The following is a 21,447-nucleotide window of genomic DNA, read 5'->3' as shown; positions in this document are numbered from 1 at the left end:
TTTGTTTCAAAGGTAAGTATTGTACTAAAATATGTTAGAAAAGTCAAATATGATGATTATTTATAATAGGCTGCAATCAATATGACCCAAGAATTTTTATAAATTATTTCTTTAACCTCAAATCCTATTTTTTCATAAGCATCTCTAACATCTTCCAATTGATTATCAAGAAAACCTGACAATACTAAATAACCATTTTTATTCATAACTGAAGTTTTGACAAAAATTCTAATTTTTCTGACTAAAGTAAAAATTTATATTTAAAGTTAAATATTTAGTGCTTTTATCAGCTTAAAAGCGATATTTCTACAATTTAAAGTAAATTATTTGATATATAATACAAATTATAGATTGATACACTCGCCACTTTTTTTAGTTAATCACCCTGCATTGTAAATGCAGGGCTTAAGATTACGGCATAAATGCCTTAGCTATAGCTAGTTTTCAACTTGAAAGTTTCCAAACTTATCATCTCTCGATTCATGTTTATCAATATAGTCCTTAATCATTTTGTCAGTCACATTGCCTGTGGTTCTGACAAAATATCCAACAGCCCATAAGTGTTTACCCCAATACTGTTGCCGTAATTCTGGAAATTCCTGCTGAATCTTCCTTGAACTCTTTCCTTTTAGATACTGTACCCCCTTACTAATACTTTGATAAGATGGCACAGATACATAGATATGTACGTGATTTGAAGCTATCTTCCCTCTTAATATCTCTACACCATTATTCTTACAGATCTCTTGGATTAGGTCCTTGACTCTCCTACCAATATCACCAACCAATATATTATAGCGATATTTAGTCACCCATACTATATGTGATGAACGAACATTAGAATTACCCATGACGAATATTAAAATTACCCATTTTTGAGTAAAAAATATTGTCTAAAGTGTTACATTATTATCCTCCGATTTTATAGTTAATTTTTTGCCTTTAGCTGTAGCGATTCTATAACTTTCAGTATTGAGTTCAAGAATTGAAGAATGGTGAACCAATCTGTCAATAACTGCTGACGTAGTCATTTCATCTTTAAAAATAGTATTCCATTTTGCAAAAACTAAATTGCTAGTAATTAATATACTACGCATTTCATAACGTTCAGCTAATAAGGTAAATAAAACATCAGTTTCTTCACGATTATATGGTACATATGATATATCATCAATTATCAATATTTCAAAATAATCGAATTTTTTAATAATTTGCTTAAGTTTTAAACTAAGCTTTGCTTCTAGTAATTGTTGAACCAAATTAGCTGCTGTTGTATATAATACACGTCTACCAGCAAGACACCACTCACGCGCTAAACCTATACTAAGATGACTTTTGCCAGTGCCAGGATTACCAAAAATAAGTATATTTTCATAGCGATCCATAAATTCTCCTTGTGCAAGATATTGGATCTTAGTTGGCGATAATCCTGGGATACGCTTAATATCAAAGTTGCTTAATAACTTATCTCGAGAGAGTTTTGCTTGCTTCAGCAATCTGGCAATACGTTGTTGTTGTCTATGTTCTAACTCACGTATGGCTAACTCCTGTAGATAATCTATATATGTTTTCTTTTCTTGCTCAAAGCTTTCTGCAACTGATTTATAGCACGATGCAAAAGTAGGTAGTCTATCCGCCAAAAACACTTCAAATCCTGATCATTTGTAATGGGATAGAGTTTTGACAACAAATTGCTAAGATTTTCAATAAAAATTAATAAGTTATGTTAATTTTTACTGATACATTTCTGTGTTGGTCTAATTTTGATATGGAGCTATTGTTAACGATTTTTTATCGTTCATCTAGTTTTTGCATGATGATATTTTTGATTTATGTGGAGTTAGACACGATTTGTAAATGATTTGCAATGCATCGTAAATTCAAACCAATAGCAGAGATTATTGGATTGATAATATCTCCTATCATACCTTTCAAGAAGTTTCTACCCATCCGACCATATTGCTTTAAGTGACCTATTATTGGTTCTATGGCACTGCGTCTCTTGATCATAGACTTGTCCTCTTGTAACAACTTCTTCCGCGTTTTTGGGGTATATACCTTACTCTTCTCCTTTACATTGCTACCACTATACCCAAGATCAACAAATGATTTCTTTATCTTGATTCCAGTGACACTCTCTACTGCTTCAAAGCTCTGATGCAATGTATGACCATCATAAGGATTATTATGAAACGATTTTGCGGATAAAACAAAATTTCTACGACCACTTACTACTACCGCTACTTTATTGCCAAACTCATATGGCTTGTTGCGTTTTCCCTTTCCTATACACTCTACTTCAGGGGCATGAAAACTATATAATACTTTGTTATCTTCTTTATATTGCTTTTTAGCTTCTCTTTTTAAAACAGATTGGTTATGTATTTGTTTTATTTTTTGCAATACTTCTTGATTTTTGAGAGACAAGTTTAATTGCTTATTTTTGATCTCACGCTCACATACTCTAATCAAACGACCCAGTAATATTTTTAAATGCTTCATTATTTTCCAACGCTTCTTGGCTTTACTATGTTCTTTATATTTCCATAGCTTTACTATATCGCGTTTATAGGTTCTAGCGTATGTTTCATTCAAATGTATACCCAAACTGTTGCAAAGCTTTACTATGCTAAGCCTAGCTTTATCCATTAAATAAACATCGTGTGGGTGTTTGATATTCTTAATTTGTACAGTCGTATCAGCGATGATTAATTCCAAATCTTTTTTTTTAATTGTGTTAGTTTTTATCCCAACCCTGATCAACTCCGATAATATCTCATTATATCCAGCTTCACCTAATACACTACGAAACCGTCGTATACTAGTTTCCGAGATAGCTATGTCTTTTTCTATATATTCCCACCCGCAGAAATACTGCCAATACATATTCTCTTTTAGCTCTTCCTCTGATAATGAATCTGAAAAATTATACATTGCTTGTAGCATCGTTATGCCAAGCATCACTCTATGACATTTTCTATTTCTACCAAATTTCTTAATACAAACATTTTTTGATAACCACTCTTCGAGCCTAGACCAATTTATTAATTCTCTTAATTTATATAGCTTATTATTTGGGTTTAATTCTTCTTTTAATTTATAACCAAACAGTTTCCCTTGTTCTTGCGATTTGATAATGTTGTCTATTGGCATTGACTGAAATCCATAAGGTTTATGACCATATTTTATCATTTTCTTACGGATTGTTGTATTACTTCTTGTCTTAAAACCATATTATCTATAAGGCTTGTAGAGTTTTGGCGGACGGACTAGGTAAGCAAAGGTTCTTGAGTAAATTATTTAGCGGTTGCGGAGTTATTATCTGTTTACTCATGCAACCTCCATTGTTTTAAAGCAATGTAATTGATCATATTCAGACAGTATTGGTTGATTAATTTTTACTGAACAAACAGTTTGAGTCTGGCTATTTAGTAAATCTGTAATATGATCAATTATTGGCTCAATCTTCTTTTCTAATAGCACTTCTAACCTGAATTCTGGATTAATCTAGGTTTGGAAGTAAGTATTTACAAGGGATAGAAGATACTCTATATAATTTTTAGCAAAAAAACAAGAGTATCCCCATGAAGAAAGATATTACTGCATTATTTTGTTTTGTCGATGATTTTTGTAAAATTAGCGAGCAGTGGATTAATAAATCATTTCTAACAATGATGCTCCTCGCAGCAGAGCTACGAGGTATCTAAAAAAGTTTTAGTTGTTTCTTATGATATCACGAAGCAGAGCTTCGGGGAATTAAACCCTGAGAGATTAAAAATTGATTATATCTGGCTTAATTAATTATAGAACTTTCCGCTGTATCAAAGAATTCTTGTTTCATTGTTTTATTAAAACGCTCACACATACCGTTTGTTTGAGGAGAATATGCTTTAGTAGTAGTATGCTCTATACCTTCGATACTTAGAAATAATTCAAAAGCATGATGCTCTATATTCCCCTTATATTCTGACCCACGATCTGTAAGAATACGAAGTATTGGTATCCCTTGAGTCTCATACCATGGTAACACTCGGTCATTAAGCATATCAGCAGCAGTTAAAGCTGTTTTATCAGTATATAGTTTAACATCAGCTACTCTGCTGTAGCTATCAATAAATACCTGAGAATAAACCTTACCTATACCCTTAAAGTTGCCTACATAATATGTATCTTGGCATCCTAGATACCCTGGATGCTGTGTCTCAATTTCTCCATGAGCTTCTTTTTCATTACGACGCTTCTCTAGCACTTGTAATTGTGCCTCAGTAAGCACAATACCATCTTGAGCCATTTTTGCTTCTAATGCTTTAAGTCTTTTACTGATGTTGTTTAAATCATTACGTAACCAAATTGATCTTACTCCCCCAGGTGATACAAGTACACCAGTTTTTTTAAGCTCATTTGATACTCTTAGCTGACCATATGCTGGATATTCTATTGCCATATCTAGTACTGCTTTCTCTACAGCAGGATCAACTCTATTCGCTATTATTGGCTTTCTTCGACTAATTTCATACAACGCTTCTTCGCCACCAATTTAATACAGTTCTTTAAATCTGTAATAACTATCTCTACTATATCCCATCGCTTTACATGCTGATGATATACTACCAAGGCTCTTAGCTAATTCAAGTAAACCTAATTTTGGTTTTATTATTTTTTGATTTAAGTTCATTCTTTATCTCCATTTAATAACTAAACAACCCTCAGCTATAAGCTGAGGGGTTATAAAGTGGAATCGATTAGAAATCGATCATCATTTACTGGCTCACCTTCTTGTTCATCAATATACTGCTGTATCATTTCGTCAGTAATATTACCTGAACTCACCGCCATATATCCTCTAGCCCAAAAATGATTACCCCAAAATTGTTTCCTTAAATGAGCAAATTCTTGCAATAATATTCTTGAGCTACTCCCTTTTAGATATTGTACAAGCTTACTTAAAGCCACTTGAGGACGGTATGAAATAAATATATGAACATGATCACAAGATACTTTACCTGAAATTATATATGCTTCATGTTCCATGCAAATTTGCCTTAATAAATCCCTGACTCTCTCAGTTACTTTTCCTACCAATGCTCTTTTTCTATACTTTGGTATCCATATAATATGTACTTTTAAATCATACTGGCTATGACTATTTTTTCTATAACTTCTCATATCTTTTTATCAATTCGTTGCTAAAGCAACTTCATTATATCTTCCCTTCGCCTGAAGGCGAGGGATTTTTTATCCCCGTAGGGGGACATTAATTTATTTTACTAAATGTAAGATATAATCTTGTATCTTAGTATTGTCTTTAGTAAACAACTATAAGATACTTAAGGGCACTTAAGTAAGAAGACTAATATGCCGTATTAAATCTTAGGGCTATGTAACCCTGTAGTTGAGATCAAACAATTAGTCTTCACATACTCATTAAAGATCGGACGGTATTCTTAGGTCTTGAAATTAATCAATGAACCTGTATTTACAAGGTTGATCTTTGGGTATTCTACTTATTATTAACATAGAAGGTCAAATATGAGTAGCATTATTTTGGGTATAGATATTTCTAAAGCAACATTTGACGTAGCTTTATTAAATGATAATAAAATCAAAACCAAAAAGTTTAATAATACTGCAAAAGGCTTTGCTGCACTAAAACAATGGTTAGAAAAAAAGGGAATAGATACTGCTCACGCTTGTATGGAATCAACAGGTGGTTACGAAGTTAGGTTAGCTCAATATCTTTATGATAATACATTTAAAGTTAGTGTCGTAAATCCAGCTCGCATCAAGGGCTTTGCAATGAGCAAGCTTTCAAGAGTTAAAACTGACAAATCTGATTGTGAATTGATAGCTTCTTTTTGCAAGGCTATGCAACCTGATCTTTGGCAACCAACCCCTATACATATTAAAGAATTACAACAATGGGTAAGACGCTTGGATAGTTTGATTGCTAATAAAAATCAAGAAAATAATAGATTGAGCGGAGCAAGTAAAGCAGTTGCCATTAACATTATGATTCATATTGAATTTCTGGATAAGCAAATTAAGGAAGTAGAAGAACTTATCTCTAATCATATTAAAGGACACAAAGACTTACATGATAAAAGTAAACTTCTTGATTCAATCCCTGGTATAGGAGAAAAAACAATAGGAGTGATACTTGCTTTTCTTGTTGTAGAAAATTTTAATTCTGCAAAACAACTAGCTGCGTTTGTTGGTCTTAACCCAAAGCCAAAACAATCAGGCACTTCTGTCCATGGAATAGGAAAAATATCAAAAACAGGAGATGCTAATTTACGTAAAGCTTTTTATATGCCTGCCATAGTTGCTATAAAACATAATCCGATTATTAAGGATTTTAGTCAACGTTTGAGCAATGTTGGAAAATCTAAAATGGTTATAGTGATTGCTGCTATGCGTAAGTTGCTTCACATAATTTATGGTGTTCTTAATAACAAAACATCTTTTAGTGCAAATATAAAAACCCTGTAAAATAAAATTGAGGTAAAATAATGAAAAAGTTGTTGACACTCAAGACGGTATCTCAACTATTACATTTTATATCTGACAATTGATTATATTACCAAAAAATGGTCTATGCCTATCCCCAATTGGAATGAAGCTATGGCTCATTTTATGATCAAATGTGATGGTAGGATTTAATGGCTCACGAAATTTACGCAATTGATGAAACAGAGCCGACAATTGATTATATTACCAAAAAATGGTCTATGCCTATCCCCAATTGGAATGAAGCTATGGCTCATTTTATGATCAAATTTGATGGTAGGATTTAATGGCTCACGAAATTTACACAATTGATGAAACAGAGCCGACAATTGATTATATTACCAAAAAATGGTCTATGCCTATCCCCAATTGGAATGAAGCTATGGCTCATTTATTCTTTTCTATAAAAAGGTGCAGAAATGCACTTCTTTATAGAAAATCCCCGATATTCTCTAAAAACAACCTAGCCCTATGAGAAGCTGTGTTGTTAAAAAACTCTTGGGCTGGCTGATTTGCTAAAATCTGTCCTTGATCCATAAAAATAATACGATCAGCTATCAGTTTTGCAAATTTTAAGTGATGGGTTACTACTACCATACTCATTTGTTCTTTTAGTAAATTTATATTCTCGATCACATCCTTAATATTTTCAGGATCTAACGCTGAGGTCGGTTCATCAAATAATAAAATTTCTGGCTTCATCATTAAAGCCCTTGCTATTGCAATACGCTGTTTCTGCCCGCCGGACAAATTTGCCGGATATGAGTCAAACTTCTGGCTTAGCTTAAACTTCTCAAGCAATTCCTTTGCTTTTAATATAGCTTCATCTTTTGGAATTTTTAAAACATTCACTGGTGTATAGATCAGATTATCACCTACAGTTAAATGCGGAAAGAGGTTAAAATTCTGAAAAACCATCCCCACCTTTAGCCGCAATTTTCTTCTATCTTTTGGCAGCAGCTTTTTGCCATCTACAAGCAAAGTTCCGCTAGTTGGCTCTTCTAAATTATTTAAAACACGCAATAACGTAGTCTTACCACCCCCTGACGGACCAATTATTACAGTGGTTTCTTTAGAGGTAAAACTTAAATCTATATTTTTAATGCCATAATTTTTGCCGTAACGCTTACAAACTTTTTCTAAAATAATCATATATTACACTATAAACCTATAGCCATCATAAAGCGGCTTAACATTATCTGGAAGTATTTTTGTAATTTCATGATAATCTATAGTATGACGCATATTTGTCAATAATATTTGCTCTGGTTTATATTTCTCTCGCCACTCTAATACTTTATCAAGCCCTGCATGGTTTTTATTTGAAGTATAATCCATGCAATCTAAAATCCATATTTTTATATTTTGCAAAAATTTTTCTGACTCAGGGGGAAAATTAATAACATCAGGCGAATAAACAAAATCACCTATCCGCAAACCTAAACTATCTATAGGACCATGATTTTGTCTAAAAAACTGTATTTCAATTGTGTTAATCTTAATTTTCTCAAAAAAATCAACATTTTTAGTTTCAAATATCTGTCCTTGCTTGAATAAATTAGTACTAAACAAATAATCAAATTTTTTATGCAAGTTTTCAGCACTATTATTTTCGGTATAAATTTCTAGCGGTTTATTCTGCATAAAAGCAAATATCCGCAAATCATCAATTCCGTTAAGATGATCCGAATGATAATGGGTTAATACCGCACAATCAAGTTTATTTATCTTTTCTCTTACTAGCTGATGTTTGATATCAAAGCCAAAATCAACTAATATTTGACTATTTTCATCATCGATATATATTGCTGATCTAGTTCTTTTATTGTACTTTGAATCTGATAAACATACAGAGCAACCGCATCCGATTACCGGTACGCCTATAGATGCTCCGCAGCCCAGTATTGTTACCTGTAACATAAACTAATAAAATAATGTTTGAAGTTTTTTATAATTTTTGCGGTTTAAACCAAGAAATATTTTTATTCTTAAATAAAATTACTAATATCGGGCTGTTTGCCTATTTTTTAAGAATATTTTCTTTTTGTTTTAATATCGCTAATTTTGCCATAATATATATTTTATACTGTATATATCTTTATATTCAACTAAAGAAAATCAAAAACGATAATGAGCAACAAAATAAATTTTGGCATAGTTATAATAAATTAGTTGAAATCGGGATAGTATATGGCGTATCTGGTTTGGTTTTTACTGCTCTTAAATTTACTGTTAATTTACCACGCCCTTATTGTAGCCTACCTGAGGGAAGTTTTATCACTATATTAAATACTGCAAGTGAAAGATGCTTATCGAGTTTTCCAAGTAGTCACGCAGCACTTAGCGTTTTATTAACGTATTTTATTTGGAATTATGTAAAATTACCAGTTAAAATATTAATGATTTGTGTTATTATATTAGTGTCTCTATCTCGCATTAGTCTTGCTATGCACTATCCAAGCGACATAATTTATGGTATTATCACCGGGCTTATAACAATATTAATTGGTAGGCTAATTGACCGAATTTTTAAAAATAATGTAATAAAGTGGGTGGGCAGGTTTATTCTTCGTCATTGCGAGGAAAAACTGTAAGTTTTGACGAAGCAATCTCAGGCGTTTTTCTTCATGAGATTGCCACGTCGCTACGCTTCTCGCAATGACGACGATCAAGCCACGGAATGACACATTTGGAACAAATATATGCTGTTGTATAGAAAATATTTTATAAAAAATATCCTACCTCTGCTTATAGTCATTACTTTTTCAATAACTAGCTTGGTATGGATTACTCAAGTATTAAAGCTTTTATATTTATTTGATAAAGGTATAAAAGTTATGGATTTCTTGAGTTTAATAATTTTAGTACTGCCTACCTTATTATTTATTCTGTTACCCATCATAACAGTTATTACAATAATTTATATTTATAATAACCTAAAAATTGAGAGGCAATTAATTATATTACAAACTTCGGGAGTAGGTAACCTACAATTAGCCTTACCTGCTTTATATGTTGCATTGATAGTTGCATTACTTGCTTATTATATATCTTCCACTGTCATGCCTTTATCCCATATAAAGTTAAAATCACGTTTAAGCTTTATAAAGAATAACTACATATCAAGTATGATTGAGGAAAAAACTTTTAACAAAATAACGAAAGATATTACTGTTTATATAGATAAAAAATCTGCAGGGAATGTTATGAAAGGCGTAATCATATTTGATAACCGCAATACTGATAACCCATCAGTAGTATTTGCAAATTCTGGCATACTTGATATATATGAGAATGATCCTATTTTTGAGCTTAGTAAGGGTAGTAGACAAGAATATGACATAAATGGGAATATAACGCAGCTAACTTTTGATTCATTGATGATAAAGCTGCAAAATGATAATCCATTAATCTCACAAAGAACAACACATAATAAGGAAGCAAACGAATATTATATTGAAGAATTGCTTGAACCTCCTGTTGATTTAAATCCCATGAAAAAAATTAAATTAATTGCCGAAGCCCACCAACGAATCATCTGGCCTTTATATAATTTTGTATTGCCATTTTTAGCATTGGCAGTTTTCTTAAAATATCCTTATAGTAAAAAAACAACTTTCATGCCGATATTATTTGCTGCTTTATCAGTATTAATAGCTACTTCTGCTCACTTTACATTACAAAATTTTGCTTCAAAAAATTTAGCTTTTATTACTGCTTGCTACTTGAATATATTCTTTATTTTATCAATAGGGTTATATTTATTTATACGTAAAAAGATATAGTTCCCCTGTCATCCCGTGGTTTATGAACTAGAGCCAGTTAAAAATACTAATAAAATTAGTCTTTTTAACTGAATCCCGCTACAAGTGAGCTAGATGACAACTGGAAAACTGATCCACGCGGGCAATGTCCCCACGGCATGACACAAAGGGTGTTTTTCAAGCTATATTACTCCTGAAGTTTTGACAAAAATTCTAATTTTTCTGACTAAAGTAAAAATTTATATTTAAAGTTAAATATTTAGTGCTTTTATCAGCTTAAAAGCGATATTTCTACAATTTAAAGTAAATTATTTGATATATAATACACATTATAGATTGATACACTCGCCACTTTTTTTAATAAACATTTTTTGTCAAAACTTCAGTTTATAAGAAGGTTTGCCTGAACCTTGATTCTGTACATAATTACGTAATTTCTGCTCATCACCATGTTTACCTACTGTGCTCATAAAATATCCTTTACTCCAAAACTCACTTCCCCATAATTTTTCTTTAAGATTTGGATATTTCTCAAACATTTTCTTAGAAGTAATACTTTTTATGATTTGAGTTATTTTTGTTGGGCTATACATTGGTATTGACTGTAATAAAAAATGTACGTGATCTTTATCTACTCCTATTTCTAAAAATCTAATTTCATAACGATCTTCTATAGCTAACGCGACTAGAATTATTCCTTAGAATAATGTAAGATAATGATTTTAACTACGGTAGAGATGAAAGCATACAGTCAGGATTTAAGAGATAGGGTAATCAGTCTTCACAAAACCTCTAAATATAGAATAAAAGCAATATCAGACTTATTAGGTATAGAGCGTCATACGATATCAAATTGGATTAGACGTTATAAAGAAAATGGAGACTACAGCTCAAGACAACATCTGCAAAGTGGACGTGATGCTAGGTTTACTAATAAGGAGAATATAATTGAATTTTTAGCAAATAATCCTGATAGCCGAGCTATAGATATAAGAGATGCAGTAGCGCCCGAGCTGCCAATGAGCACATTTTATGACACGCTTCATAGAATGAAAATTACATATAAAAAAAGAGCCAAAATACAAAGGCAGGGATGAAGAAGCTAGAAAACAATTTGTGGAATATATTGATCAAATAGCATCTGATAAACTTGTGTATTGTGACGAAATGGGGGTAAGTAATAATATAACCATGTTGTACGGATGGTCAGAAAGAGGAACAAGAGCTTACTCAGAGCAAGCAGGTTTTGCTACTGAGCGAGTAAATATAGTTGCTGGTTATAATAATGGCACCAAAGAACTAAACAACCCTCAGCTATAAGCTGAGGGGTTATAAAGTGGAATCGATTAGAAATCGATCTGATGAACGAACATTAGAATTACCCATGACGAATATTTGTAATAGTTGAGATACCGTCTTGAGTGTCAACAACTTTTTCATTATTTTACCTCAATTTTATTTTACAGGGTTTTTATATTTGCACTAAAAGATGTTTTGTTATTAAGAACACCATAAATTATGTGAAGCAACTTACGCATAGCAGCAATCACTATAACCATTTTAGATTTTCCAACATTGCTCAAACGTTGACTAAAATCCTTAATAATCGGATTATGTTTTATAGCAACTATGGCAGGCATATAAAAAGCTTTACGTAAATTAGCATCTCCTGTTTTTGATATTTTTCCTATTCCATGGACAGAAGTGCCTGATTGTTTTGGCTTTGGGTTAAGACCAACAAACGCAGCTAGTTGTTTTGCAGAATTAAAATTTTCTACAACAAGAAAAGCAAGTATCACTCCTATTGTTTTTTCTCCTATACCAGGGATTGAATCAAGAAGTTTACTTTTATCATGTAAGTCTTTGTGTCCTTTAATATGATTAGAGATAAGTTCTTCTACTTCCTTAATTTGCTTATCCAGAAATTCAATATGAATCATAATGTTAATGGCAACTGCTTTACTTGCTCCGCTCAATCTATTATTTTCTTGATTTTTATTAGCAATCAAACTATCCAAGCGTCTTACCCATTGTTGTAATTCTTTAATATGTATAGGGGTTGGTTGCCAAAGATCAGGTTGCATAGCCTTGCAAAAAGAAGCTATCAATTCACAATCAGATTTGTCAGTTTTAACTCTTGAAAGCTTGCTCATTGCAAAGCCCTTGATGCGAGCTGGATTTACGACACTAACTTTAAATGTATTATCATAAAGATATTGAGCTAACCTAACTTCGTAACCACCTGTTGATTCCATACAAGCGTGAGCAGTATCTATTCCCTTTTTTTCTAACCATTGTTTTAGTGCAGCAAAGCCTTTTGCAGTATTATTAAACTTTTTGGTTTTGATTTTATTATCATTTAATAAAGCTACGTCAAATGTTGCTTTAGAAATATCTATACCCAAAATAATGCTACTCATATTTGACCTTCTATGTTAATAATAAGTAGAATACCCAAAGATCAACCTTGTAAATACAGGTTCATTGATTAATTTCAAGACCTAAGAATACCGTCCGATCTTTAATGAGTATGTGAAGACTAATTGTTTGATCTCAACTACAGGGTTACATAGCCCTAAGATTTAATACGGCATATTAGTCTTCTTACTTAAGTGCCCTTAAGTATCTTATAGTTGTTTACTAAAGACAATACTAAGATACAAGATTATATCTCACATTTAGTAAAATAAACTAAACAACCCTCAGCTATAAGCTGAGGGATTATAAAGTGGAATCGATTAGAAATCGATCATCATTTACTGGCTCACCTTCTTGTTCATCAATATACTGCTGTATCATTTCGTCAGTAATATTACCTGAACTCACTGCCATATATCCTCTAGCCCAAAAATGATGTAGAAGTCAAGATTTGATCTTACAGACACTATAAATTTCGTACCTGATTGTCAGTTAAATTTTGACTGTCAGATACATATTCAAGATACAAGATTTCATTATTCTTTTCAACAGCTAATTTCTTACTATCCTTAAAAGTTTGCATAGGAGTTTTACCATAACAATATTTACCAGAATGAGGTCTTTCATTATTGAAATACTCTAGCCAGATATCAAGATCTAATTGTAGGTCATCAAGATTTGTATAAATCTTTTTCCGCATAGCTGTATCAAAGAATTCTTGTTTCATTGTTTTATTAAAACGCTCACACATACCGTTTGTTTGAGGAGAATATGCTTTAGTAGTAGTATGCTCTATACCTTCGATACTTAGAAATAATTCAAAAGCATGATGCTCTATATTCCCCTTATATTCTGACCCACGATCTGTAAGAATACGAAGTATTGGTATCCCTTGAGTCTCATACCATGGTAACACTCGGTCATTAAGCATATCAGCAGCAGTTAAAGCTGTTTTATCAGTATATAGTTTAACATCAGCTACTCTGCTGTAGCTATCAATAAATACCTGAGAATAAACCTTACCTATACCCTTAAAGTTGCCTACATAATATGTATCTTGGCATCCTAGATACCCTGGATGCTGTGTCTCAATTTCTCCATGAGCTTCTTTTTCATTACGACGCTTCTCTAGCACTTGTAATTGTGCCTCAGTAAGCACAATACCATCTTGAGCCATTTTTGCTTCTAACCTGAATTCTGGATTAGCTAATTTTGAGATATAGCAGGTTGGAAAGTTCTATAATTAATTAAGCCAGATATAATCAATTTTTAATCTCTCAGGGTTTAATTCCCCGAAGCTCTGCTTCGTGATATCATAAGAAACAACTAAAACTTTTTTAGATACCTCGTAGCTCTGCTGCGAGGAGCATCATTTAAATATAGATATATCATGGCTCATTTAACGATAGATGAAAGATTTAAAATATACGAAATGAATAAGAGTGGTTATAGCTCGCGATATATAGGGACAAAGGCATTCCAAATTGATCTATGTCTTGTATGTTCGATCTCGAAAGCACCCTTCAGCACACTAAATACTGTTTCGATAATTGAGCGTTTGCGTAATAATATTTTTTCAAATAATGGCATAAGTTTATTCTTCATTTTCTTCTTTATGCCAGTTACTAACTTGATTCCTTTGCTGTATAGATCATCAAAGAGCTCCTGTTTGATATAACCCTTATCGCCAAACAATAATCCCGTGATATGTTTGGTGATTATCGAAACCGGCGCTCTATCATCTACATTACCAGGCGTTAGTTTTAGACCTTGAATCTCACCTTTTTCGTTAATAACCAAATGTAATTTTAGACCAAAAAACCAACTTTTTGTTGTTTTACCCAAAGCAGCAATACCGGCAAAGACTTTATTACGAGAGATTCTTTTTCGATGACAAACCTCTAAAGATGTGGCGTCAATATAAGAAACTCCCGTAGATTGAGCTGCCTGCATATACCATTCAAGTAATAAAACTAAATAACTCAGAACTCTTGGTTTTAGAGCTATAAAACGAGTATATGATGGAAGAGTTACAAAGTCTGATTTATATAATTGTAGATAGGACATATAAAAATATTTAAAGTTTTTACAAGGTGATTGATGGTATAAAAGCACTATTGTTAACAGCTCAGAATGGCTTTGTTGCATAAATAAAATTTGTAGAGCAAGAGTGGTGATAATCTGGTAAGATGTCCTGAATTAAAAAATAATCCAGATTATATGAGATCTCGGAAGAAAGCCCCTTTTAGTAAATCACGCAAGTATTCTAAATATAAAATAACGAATTGGTCAGAATATAATAATTTTTTACGCAATAGGGGTCGCATAGATTTTATGATTGCCAGTGATTTGGCGATTGGCTGGTATGCTGATTACAGAGAGGAAATGAAACGAGGAAGACCTAGACGCTATAGTGATCACGCTATATTACAGTGTTTGAAGATCAGATGCTTATTCGGTCTTAAGTTACGCCAAACCCAAGGCTTTATAAACTGGCTCTTTGAAATATCGGGTTTATCTATTAGATGTCCAGACTATACAACATTAAGTAAGCGTATGAAGTCATTAGATCTTAGGTATTTACATGGAAATCAAGATAAAGAATTTAGTTGTATTTCAATGGATAGTACAGGGATACAAGCCTACACAGGGAACGAATGGCTAGAAAATAAGCATGGTAAGCAATATAAGCGTCGCATATGGAAAAAGCTACATATCGTTATAGAAGATCAAGGTATGATACTTGCCGATAGTACCACAGAGCATACTATAGATGATAGATCACAGATTGGACTACTAATAGCTAATGTCAGAGCCAAGGATTTTCTGGGAGATCGAGGGTATGACGGTGAATCTACATATCAATTGTTGAGAAAGAAGAAGATAAAACCAGTTATTAGACCCCCAAACTCTTCAGTAAAAGTTCAATCGCTTAGGGATAAAACTGAGAGAGATGCAGCTGTTATATATCAACAAAACAAAGGATACCAAGCATGGAGGGTAAAGAATAATTACGGTAGAAGGGAGCGTGTAGAGAACACGTTCTTTCGATTTAAAACTTCTTTTGGTAGTAAGTTTCTATCAAGACATGATCAAAATATGACAAAAGAAATGTCTATTAAATGCCACTTATTAAACAAAATGTTTGAAATTGGTAAACGGAAAGTTCTATAATTAATTAAGCCAGATATAATCAATTTTTAATCTCTCAGGGTTTAATTCCCCGAAGCTCTGCTTCGTGATATCATAAGAAACAACTAAAACTTTTTTAGATACCTCGTAGCTCTGCTGCGAGGAGCATCATTTTAAATATAGATATATCATGGCTCATTTAACGATAGATGAAAGATTTAAAATATACGAAATGAATAAGAGTGGTTATAGCTCGCGATATATAGGGACAAAGATTGGCCGTGATAAAAGCACTATATGTTATGAACTCAAGAGAATGAGGCATAATTATAGACCAGATAGGGCTAACACACTTGCTTGCAGTTTAAGGCAAGGTAAGAGAAAAAGAAAATTAGATATTGATAATAATTTACGAGCAGAAATAATAAAGCAGTTAACACAGGGTATTTCACCAGATATAATTTCAGGTAGACGTAAACTATCACGAGATACTGTCAATATTTCTACAGAGAGTATATACCAGTTTATTTATACATCTCCTATAGCACAAAGGCAAAAATTATATTTATCTTTAGCAAGAAAAAGGAAAAATAGGTTGCATCATGGTACAAGAATCAGAAACAAAAGAATTACAATACCAAATCGAGTTTCCATTACTGAAAGACCAGAGATAAATAGAAAGATAGCAGCAATAGGTCATTTAGAAGGTGATTTAACTTTTAACAAAGGTAATCAAAGTCGTAATATAGGCGCTCTTGTGGATATCAGAACACAAAAAGTGTTTCTCACTTTAAACCGTTCAAAAAGAACACAAGATGTGATTGGTAACATGAATAAAAAACTTAAACAATTGTCGCATATAATCAAAAGCATAACGTTAGATAATGGCAAAGAATTTACCAATCATGAACAACTATTGCCAAAATCTGAACGAAAAGTATATTTTTGCAATCCTTATTCTCCATGGCAAAAACCATTGATAGAGAAGATTAACTCAATGGTGCACAGAGTATACTCTAAATCTTTAGATATAAAAAAATTAACAATAAAGCAATTACAAGAAATTGAGGATTTTTTAAATAATTTACCAAGAAAAGTGCTCGGTTATAAAACACCCAATGAGGTATGGGAAGAAAATATAAATCTGGCTTAATTAATACTGGAATTTACCCCAAAATTAGGTTTACTTGAATTAGCTAAGAGCCTTGGTAGTATATCATCAGCATGTAAAGCGATGGGATATAGTAGAGATAGTTATTACAGATTTAAAGAACTGTATGAAACTGGTGGCGAAGAAGCGTTGTATGAAATTAGTCGAAGAAAGCCAATAATAGCGAATAGAGTTGATCCTGCTGTAGAGAAAGCAGTACTAGATATGGCAATAGAATATCCAGCATATGGTCAGCTAAGAGTATCAAATGAGCTTAAAAAGACAGGTGTACTTGTATCACCTGGAGGAGTAAGATCAATTTGGTTACGTAATGATTTAAACAACATCAGTAAAAGACTTAAAGCATTAGAAGCAAAAATGGCTCAAGATGGTATTGTGCTTACTGAGGCACAATTACAAGTGCTAGAGAAGCGTCGTAATGAAAAAGAAGCTCATGGAGAAATTGAGACACAGCATCCAGGGTATCTAGGATGCCAAGATACATATTATGTAGGCAACTTTAAGGGTATAGGTAAGGTTTATTCTCAGGTATTTATTGATAGCTACAGCAGAGTAGCTGATGTTAAACTATATACTGATAAAACAGCTTTAACTGCTGCTGATATGCTTAATGACCGAGTGTTACCATGGTATGAGACTCAAGGGATACCAATACTTCGTATTCTGACAGATCGTGGGTCAGAATATAAGGGGAATATAGAGCATCATGCTTTTGAATTATTTCTAAGTATCGAAGGTATAGAGCATACTACTACTAAAGCATATTCTCCTCAAACAAACGGTATGTGTGAGCGTTTTAATAAAACCATGAAACAAGAATTCTTTGATACAGCTATGCGGAAAAAGATTTATACAGATCTTGATGACCTACAATTAGATCTTGATATCTGGCTAGAGTATTTCAATAATGAAAGACCTCATTCTGGTAAATATTGTTATGGAAAAACTCCTATGCAAACTTTTAAGGATAGTAAGAAATTAGCTGTTGAAAAGAATAATGAAATCTTGTATCTTGAATATATATCTGACAGTCAAAATTTAACTGACAATCAGGGGCAAAATTTATAGTGTCTGTAAGATCAAATCTTAACTTCTACAAATGATGATCGATTTCTAATCGATTCCACTTTATAACCCCTCAGCTTATAGCTGAGGGTTGTTTAGTTTTCCTATTCTATGCCTTTGCTGATTTGTTGATAATAGACGGTGTTCTATCCATTCTTCATATATTTTACAAAAATTATCTACTAAATAGTCCGTCCGCCAAAACTCTACAAGCCTTATAGATAATATGGTTTTAAGACAAGAAGTAATACAACAATCCGTAAGAAAATGATAAAATATGGTCATAAACCTTATGGATTTCAGTCAATGCCAATAGACAACATTATCAAATCGCAAGAACAAGGGAAACTGTTTGGTTATAAATTAAAAGAAGAATTAAACCCAAATAATAAGCTATATAAATTAAGAGAATTAATAAATTGGTCTAGGCTCGAAGAGTGGTTATCAAAAAATGTTTGTATTAAGAAATTTGGTAGAAATAGAAAATGTCATAGAGTGATGCTTGGCATAACGATGCTACAAGCAATGTATAATTTTTCAGATTCATTATCAGAGGAAGAGCTAAAAGAGAATATGTATTGGCAGTATTTCTGCGGGTGGGAATATATAGAAAAAGAATAGCTATCTCGGAAACTAGTATACGACGGTTTCGTAGTGTATTAGGTGAAGCTGGATATAATGAGATATTATCGGAGTTGATCAGGGTTGGGATAAAAACTAACACAATTAAAAAAAAAGATTTGGAATTAATCATCGCTGATACGACTGTACAAATTAAGAATATCAAACACCCACACGATGTTTATTTAATGGATAAAGCTAGGCTTAGCATAGTAAAGCTTTGCAACAGTTTGGGTATACATTTGAATGAAACATACGCTAGAACCTATAAACGCGATATAGTAAAGCTATGGAAATATAAAGAACATAGTAAAGCCAAGAAGCGTTGGAAAATAATGAAGCATTTAAAAATATTACTGGGTCGTTTGATTAGAGTATGTGAGCGTGAGATCAAAAATAAGCAATTAAACTTGTCTCTCAAAAATCAAGAAGTATTGCAAAAAATAAAACAAATACATAACCAATCTGTTTTAAAAAGAGAAGCTAAAAAGCAATATAAAGAAGATAACAAAGTATTATATAGTTTTCATGCCCCTGAAGTAGAGTGTATAGGAAAGGGAAAACGCAACAAGCCATATGAGTTTGGCAATAAAGTAGCGGTAGTAGTAAGTGGTCGTAGAAATTTTGTTTTATCCGCAAAATCGTTTCATAATAATCCTTATGATGGTCATACATTGCATCAGAGCTTTGAAGCAGTAGAGAGTGTCACTGGAATCAAGATAAAGAAATCATTTGTTGATCTTGGGTATAGTGGTAGCAATGTAAAGGAGAAGAGTAAGGTATATACCCCAAAAACGCGGAAGAAGTTGTTACAAGAGGACAAGTCTATGATCAAGAGACGCAGTGCCATAGAACCAATAATAGGTCACTTAAAGCAATATGGTCGGATGGGTAGAAACTTCTTGAAAGGTATGATATGTAGAAGTTAAGATTTGATCTTACAGACACTATAAATTTTGCCCCTGATTGTCAGTTAAATTTTGACTGTCAGATACATATTCAAGATACAAGATTTCATTATTCTTTTCAACAGCTAATTTCTTACTATCCTTAAAAGTTTGCATAGGAGTTTTTCCATAACAATATTTACCAGAATGAGGTCTTTCATTATTGAAATACTCTAGCCAGATATCAAGATCTAATTGTAGGTCATCAAGAGCTGTATAAATCTTTTTCCGCATAGCTGTATCAAAGAATTCTTGTTTCATGGTTTTATTAAAACGCTCACACATACCGTTTGTTTGAGGAGAATATGCTTTAGTAGTAGTATGCTCTATACCTTCGATACTTAGAAATAATTCAAAAGCATGATGCTCTATATTCCCCTTATATTCTGACCCACGATCTGTCAGAATACGAAGTATTGGTATCCCTTGAGTCTCATACCATGGTAACACTCGGTCATTAAGCATATCAGCAGCAGTTAAAGCTGTTTTATCAGTATATAGTTTAACATCAGCTACTCTGCTGTAGCTATCAATAAATACCTGAGAATAAACCTTACCTATACCCTTAAAGTTGCCTACATAATATGTATCTTGGCATCCTAGATATCCTGGATGCTGTGTCTCAATTTCTCCATGAGCTTCTTTTTCATTACGACGCTTCTCTAGCACTTGTAATTGTGCCTCAGTAAGCACAATACCATCTTGAGCCATTTTTGCTTCTAATGCTTTAAGTCTTTTACTGATGTTGTTTAAATCATTACGTAACCAAATTGATCTTACTCCCCCAGGTGATACAAGTACACCTGTCTTTTTAAGCTCATTTGATACTCTTAGCTGACCATATGCTGGATATTCTATTGCCATATCTAGTACTGCTTTCTCTACAGCAGGATCAACTCTATTCGCTATTATTGGCTTTCTTCGACTAATTTCATACAACGCTTCTTCGCCACCAGTTTCATACAGTTCTTTAAATCTGTAATAACTATCTCTACTATATCCCATCGCTTTACATGCTGATGATATACTACCAAGGCTCTTAGCTAATTCAAGTAAACCTAATTTTGGTTTTATTATTTTTTGATTTAAGTTCATTCTTTATCTCCATTTAATAATTAATTTATTTTACTAAATGTAAGATATAATCTCAACTATTACATATGATAGGAGATATTATCAATCCAATAATCTCTGCTATTGGTTTGAATTTACGATGCATTGCAAATCATTTACAAATCGTGTCTAACTCCACATAAATCAAAAATATCATCATGCAAAAACTAGATGAACGATAAAAAATCGTTAACAATAGCTCCATATCAAAATTAGACCAACACAGAAATGTATCAGTAAAAATTAACATAACTTATTAATTTTTATTGAAAATCTTAGCAATTTGTTGTCAAAACTCTATCCCATTACAAATGATCAGGATTTGAAGTGTTTTTGGCGGATAGACTAAATAATATACAGTTATGATACATCTTTTCATGTTGAGTTACTGATCTTTTATTAAAAAAATCTATCATAACTCAACATTAATCTCCTTTAAACCCTTTCTCTATAAGCTTTCTATCTATCCCTTATCCTAAATTAGCGTTGAGAGATTAAATGTAAGATCAAATGTCAACTAATACAACTAAATCTCGTATAAAACTTGATGCTTTAGCTCCAGAACAACTTCTCTTATCCTAAATTGGCGTTACTAGACTTGTTTAAATCCAAATATATTATCTCGGCATTTTTATTTTTCAGCTGATCTGCAAGATAAATAGCCGAATCACCTGTGCCGCTGCCAATTACTAAACATCTAAAACCATTA

General features: G+C 32.5%; 21 protein-coding genes and 5 pseudogenes. 12 read left to right on the top strand and 14 right to left on the bottom strand.

Annotation, left to right across the window (positions count from 1 at the left end; all coding sequences use genetic code 11):
* Positions 1 to 56: 56 nt before the first annotated feature.
* From AAHI98_RS06105 to AAHI98_RS06090, 4 genes are all read right to left on the bottom strand, one after another.
* Positions 57 to 206, bottom strand: coding sequence for a 50S ribosomal protein L11 methyltransferase (locus AAHI98_RS06105; protein WP_342225331.1), 150 nt, complete (start codon positions 204 to 206; stop codon positions 57 to 59).
* A gap of 231 nt (positions 207 to 437) precedes the next feature.
* Complete coding sequence (tnpA, locus tag AAHI98_RS06100; RefSeq protein WP_342225330.1) at positions 438 to 851, bottom strand: IS200/IS605 family transposase; 414 nt, start codon at positions 849 to 851, stop codon at positions 438 to 440.
* A gap of 42 nt (positions 852 to 893) precedes the next feature.
* Positions 894 to 1,640, bottom strand: coding sequence for an IS21-like element helper ATPase IstB (gene istB / locus AAHI98_RS06095; RefSeq protein ID WP_342225329.1), 747 nt, complete (start codon positions 1,638 to 1,640; stop codon positions 894 to 896).
* Positions 1,641 to 1,830: 190 nt separating this feature from the next.
* Positions 1,831 to 3,192 carry an IS5 family transposase gene (locus tag AAHI98_RS06090; protein ID WP_342224717.1) on the bottom strand — a complete coding sequence of 454 codons (1,362 nt, stop codon included), beginning with the start codon at positions 3,190 to 3,192 and terminating at the stop codon, positions 1,831 to 1,833.
* Between the two features lie 392 nt (positions 3,193 to 3,584).
* Between AAHI98_RS06090 and AAHI98_RS06085 the strand changes: the two are divergent.
* Positions 3,585 to 3,680 (top strand): annotated as a pseudogene (locus AAHI98_RS06085) (IS982 family transposase); the annotation flags it as partial.
* A gap of 134 nt (positions 3,681 to 3,814) precedes the next feature.
* On the opposite strand, the pseudogene AAHI98_RS06080 reads toward AAHI98_RS06085, so the two are convergent.
* A pseudogene (locus AAHI98_RS06080) lies at positions 3,815 to 4,675 on the bottom strand (IS481 family transposase); the annotation flags it as partial.
* 50 nt (positions 4,676 to 4,725) lie between these two features.
* Positions 4,726 to 5,166, bottom strand: a complete 441-nt coding sequence (tnpA, locus tag AAHI98_RS06075; RefSeq protein ID WP_342224764.1) for an IS200/IS605 family transposase — start codon at positions 5,164 to 5,166, stop codon at positions 4,726 to 4,728.
* Between the two features lie 363 nt (positions 5,167 to 5,529).
* On the opposite strand from tnpA (AAHI98_RS06075), the gene AAHI98_RS06070 reads away from it, so the two are divergent.
* Positions 5,530 to 6,489: a transposase gene (locus AAHI98_RS06070; RefSeq protein ID WP_342224639.1), complete on the top strand. Its 960-nt coding sequence runs from the start codon at positions 5,530 to 5,532 to the stop codon at positions 6,487 to 6,489.
* Positions 6,490 to 6,659: 170 nt separating this feature from the next.
* The gene (locus tag AAHI98_RS06065; protein ID WP_342225327.1) at positions 6,660 to 6,794 is read left to right on the top strand and encodes a hypothetical protein; all 135 of its coding nucleotides are present in this window, start codon (positions 6,660 to 6,662) and stop codon (positions 6,792 to 6,794) included.
* A 142-nt stretch (positions 6,795 to 6,936) separates the two neighbouring features.
* Here the strand turns inward: AAHI98_RS06065 and AAHI98_RS06060 are convergent, their stop codons facing one another.
* Positions 6,937 to 7,659: an amino acid ABC transporter ATP-binding protein gene (locus AAHI98_RS06060; protein WP_342225326.1), complete on the bottom strand. Its 723-nt coding sequence runs from the start codon at positions 7,657 to 7,659 to the stop codon at positions 6,937 to 6,939.
* A 3-nt stretch (positions 7,660 to 7,662) separates the two neighbouring features.
* Positions 7,663 to 8,427 carry an MBL fold metallo-hydrolase gene (locus AAHI98_RS06055; RefSeq protein ID WP_342225325.1) on the bottom strand — a complete coding sequence of 255 codons (765 nt, stop codon included), beginning with the start codon at positions 8,425 to 8,427 and terminating at the stop codon, positions 7,663 to 7,665.
* Positions 8,428 to 8,441: 14 nt separating this feature from the next.
* Here AAHI98_RS06055 and AAHI98_RS06050 point away from each other — a divergent pair, with 14 nt between their 5' ends.
* Complete coding sequence (locus AAHI98_RS06050; protein WP_342225324.1) at positions 8,442 to 9,101, top strand: phosphatase PAP2 family protein; 660 nt, start codon at positions 8,442 to 8,444, stop codon at positions 9,099 to 9,101.
* A 108-nt stretch (positions 9,102 to 9,209) separates the two neighbouring features.
* Positions 9,210 to 10,292, top strand: a complete 1,083-nt coding sequence (locus AAHI98_RS06045; protein ID WP_342225323.1) for an LptF/LptG family permease — start codon at positions 9,210 to 9,212, stop codon at positions 10,290 to 10,292.
* A 353-nt stretch (positions 10,293 to 10,645) separates the two neighbouring features.
* Here the strand turns inward: AAHI98_RS06045 and tnpA (AAHI98_RS06040) are convergent, their stop codons facing one another.
* Complete coding sequence (gene tnpA, locus AAHI98_RS06040) at positions 10,646 to 10,945, bottom strand: IS200/IS605 family transposase (protein WP_342225392.1); 300 nt, start codon at positions 10,943 to 10,945, stop codon at positions 10,646 to 10,648.
* 42 nt (positions 10,946 to 10,987) lie between these two features.
* Here tnpA (AAHI98_RS06040) and AAHI98_RS06035 point away from each other — a divergent pair, with 42 nt between their 5' ends.
* Together AAHI98_RS06035 and AAHI98_RS06030 are read left to right on the top strand one after the other, a co-directional pair.
* Positions 10,988 to 11,368 carry an IS630 transposase-related protein gene (locus AAHI98_RS06035; protein ID WP_342224696.1) on the top strand — a complete coding sequence of 127 codons (381 nt, stop codon included), beginning with the start codon at positions 10,988 to 10,990 and terminating at the stop codon, positions 11,366 to 11,368.
* Between the two features lie 70 nt (positions 11,369 to 11,438).
* Complete coding sequence (locus AAHI98_RS06030) at positions 11,439 to 11,591, top strand: hypothetical protein (RefSeq protein WP_342225322.1); 153 nt, start codon at positions 11,439 to 11,441, stop codon at positions 11,589 to 11,591.
* 140 nt (positions 11,592 to 11,731) lie between these two features.
* Here AAHI98_RS06030 and AAHI98_RS06025 read toward each other — a convergent pair whose 3' ends face one another.
* From AAHI98_RS06025 to AAHI98_RS06010, 4 genes and pseudogenes are all read right to left on the bottom strand, one after another.
* Positions 11,732 to 12,691, bottom strand: a complete 960-nt coding sequence (locus AAHI98_RS06025) for a transposase (RefSeq protein WP_342224639.1) — start codon at positions 12,689 to 12,691, stop codon at positions 11,732 to 11,734.
* A gap of 301 nt (positions 12,692 to 12,992) precedes the next feature.
* Positions 12,993 to 13,127 (bottom strand): annotated as a pseudogene (locus AAHI98_RS06020) (transposase); the annotation flags it as partial.
* A gap of 28 nt (positions 13,128 to 13,155) precedes the next feature.
* Positions 13,156 to 13,878: pseudogene (locus tag AAHI98_RS06015) on the bottom strand (integrase core domain-containing protein); the annotation flags it as partial.
* 257 nt (positions 13,879 to 14,135) lie between these two features.
* A pseudogene (locus tag AAHI98_RS06010) lies at positions 14,136 to 14,828 on the bottom strand (IS982 family transposase); the annotation flags it as partial.
* A gap of 81 nt (positions 14,829 to 14,909) precedes the next feature.
* Here AAHI98_RS06010 and AAHI98_RS06005 point away from each other — a divergent pair.
* The 5 genes from AAHI98_RS06005 to AAHI98_RS05985 all read left to right on the top strand — a co-directional run bounded on the left by AAHI98_RS06005 (position 14,910) and on the right by AAHI98_RS05985 (position 19,607).
* The gene (locus tag AAHI98_RS06005) at positions 14,910 to 15,863 is read left to right on the top strand and encodes an IS5 family transposase (protein ID WP_342225321.1); all 954 of its coding nucleotides are present in this window, start codon (positions 14,910 to 14,912) and stop codon (positions 15,861 to 15,863) included.
* A 148-nt stretch (positions 15,864 to 16,011) separates the two neighbouring features.
* The gene (locus AAHI98_RS06000) at positions 16,012 to 16,974 is read left to right on the top strand and encodes an IS30 family transposase (RefSeq protein ID WP_342224646.1); all 963 of its coding nucleotides are present in this window, start codon (positions 16,012 to 16,014) and stop codon (positions 16,972 to 16,974) included.
* A gap of 3 nt (positions 16,975 to 16,977) precedes the next feature.
* Positions 16,978 to 18,060, top strand: coding sequence for an IS481 family transposase (locus tag AAHI98_RS05995; RefSeq protein ID WP_342225391.1), 1,083 nt, complete (start codon positions 16,978 to 16,980; stop codon positions 18,058 to 18,060).
* Between the two features lie 264 nt (positions 18,061 to 18,324).
* Complete coding sequence (locus AAHI98_RS05990; protein ID WP_342225320.1) at positions 18,325 to 18,678, top strand: transposase; 354 nt, start codon at positions 18,325 to 18,327, stop codon at positions 18,676 to 18,678.
* Entirely contained in the window at positions 18,654 to 19,607 is a 954-nt protein-coding gene (locus AAHI98_RS05985) for a hypothetical protein (protein WP_342225319.1), read from the top strand. Before AAHI98_RS05990 ends, AAHI98_RS05985 begins: the two co-directional genes overlap by 25 nt.
* Positions 19,608 to 19,625: 18 nt before the next feature.
* Here AAHI98_RS05985 and AAHI98_RS05980 read toward each other — a convergent pair whose 3' ends face one another.
* Complete coding sequence (locus AAHI98_RS05980; RefSeq protein ID WP_342224693.1) at positions 19,626 to 20,720, bottom strand: IS481 family transposase; 1,095 nt, start codon at positions 20,718 to 20,720, stop codon at positions 19,626 to 19,628.
* Positions 20,721 to 21,447 lie beyond the last annotated feature (727 nt).

The organism is Rickettsia endosymbiont of Urophora cardui, from assembly GCF_964030725.1.
Lineage (GTDB): Bacteria > Pseudomonadota > Alphaproteobacteria > Rickettsiales > Rickettsiaceae > Rickettsia.
Note: the sequence above shows the minus strand (reverse complement) of the source record. Positions and strands in the feature narration are given on the sequence as shown.

Excerpts from the sequence above, each read along its gene's own strand:
- AAHI98_RS06105 (WP_342225331.1), bottom strand. The coding sequence starts at position 206 with ATGAATAAAAATGGTTATTTAGTATTGTCAGGTTTTCTTGATAATCAA.
- tnpA (WP_342225330.1), bottom strand. The coding sequence starts at position 851 with ATGGGTAATTCTAATGTTCGTTCATCACATATAGTATGGGTGACTAAA.
- AAHI98_RS06090 (WP_342224717.1), bottom strand. The coding sequence starts at position 3,192 with ATGATAAAATATGGTCATAAACCTTATGGATTTCAGTCAATGCCAATA.
- tnpA (WP_342224764.1), bottom strand. The coding sequence starts at position 5,166 with ATGAGAAGTTATAGAAAAAATAGTCATAGCCAGTATGATTTAAAAGTA.
- AAHI98_RS06070 (WP_342224639.1), top strand. The coding sequence starts at position 5,530 with ATGAGTAGCATTATTTTGGGTATAGATATTTCTAAAGCAACATTTGAC.
- AAHI98_RS06065 (WP_342225327.1), top strand. The coding sequence starts at position 6,660 with ATGGCTCACGAAATTTACGCAATTGATGAAACAGAGCCGACAATTGAT.
- AAHI98_RS06060 (WP_342225326.1), bottom strand. The coding sequence starts at position 7,659 with ATGATTATTTTAGAAAAAGTTTGTAAGCGTTACGGCAAAAATTATGGC.
- AAHI98_RS06055 (WP_342225325.1), bottom strand. The coding sequence starts at position 8,427 with ATGTTACAGGTAACAATACTGGGCTGCGGAGCATCTATAGGCGTACCG.
- AAHI98_RS06050 (WP_342225324.1), top strand. The coding sequence starts at position 8,442 with ATGTTTGAAGTTTTTTATAATTTTTGCGGTTTAAACCAAGAAATATTT.
- AAHI98_RS06045 (WP_342225323.1), top strand. The coding sequence starts at position 9,210 with ATGCTGTTGTATAGAAAATATTTTATAAAAAATATCCTACCTCTGCTT.
- AAHI98_RS06035 (WP_342224696.1), top strand. The coding sequence starts at position 10,988 with ATGATTTTAACTACGGTAGAGATGAAAGCATACAGTCAGGATTTAAGA.
- AAHI98_RS06030 (WP_342225322.1), top strand. The coding sequence starts at position 11,439 with ATGGGGGTAAGTAATAATATAACCATGTTGTACGGATGGTCAGAAAGA.
- AAHI98_RS06025 (WP_342224639.1), bottom strand. The coding sequence starts at position 12,691 with ATGAGTAGCATTATTTTGGGTATAGATATTTCTAAAGCAACATTTGAC.
- AAHI98_RS06005 (WP_342225321.1), top strand. The coding sequence starts at position 14,910 with ATGAGATCTCGGAAGAAAGCCCCTTTTAGTAAATCACGCAAGTATTCT.
- AAHI98_RS06000 (WP_342224646.1), top strand. The coding sequence starts at position 16,012 with ATGGCTCATTTAACGATAGATGAAAGATTTAAAATATACGAAATGAAT.
- AAHI98_RS05990 (WP_342225320.1), top strand. The coding sequence starts at position 18,325 with ATGATAAAATATGGTCATAAACCTTATGGATTTCAGTCAATGCCAATA.
- AAHI98_RS05980 (WP_342224693.1), bottom strand. The coding sequence starts at position 20,720 with ATGAACTTAAATCAAAAAATAATAAAACCAAAATTAGGTTTACTTGAA.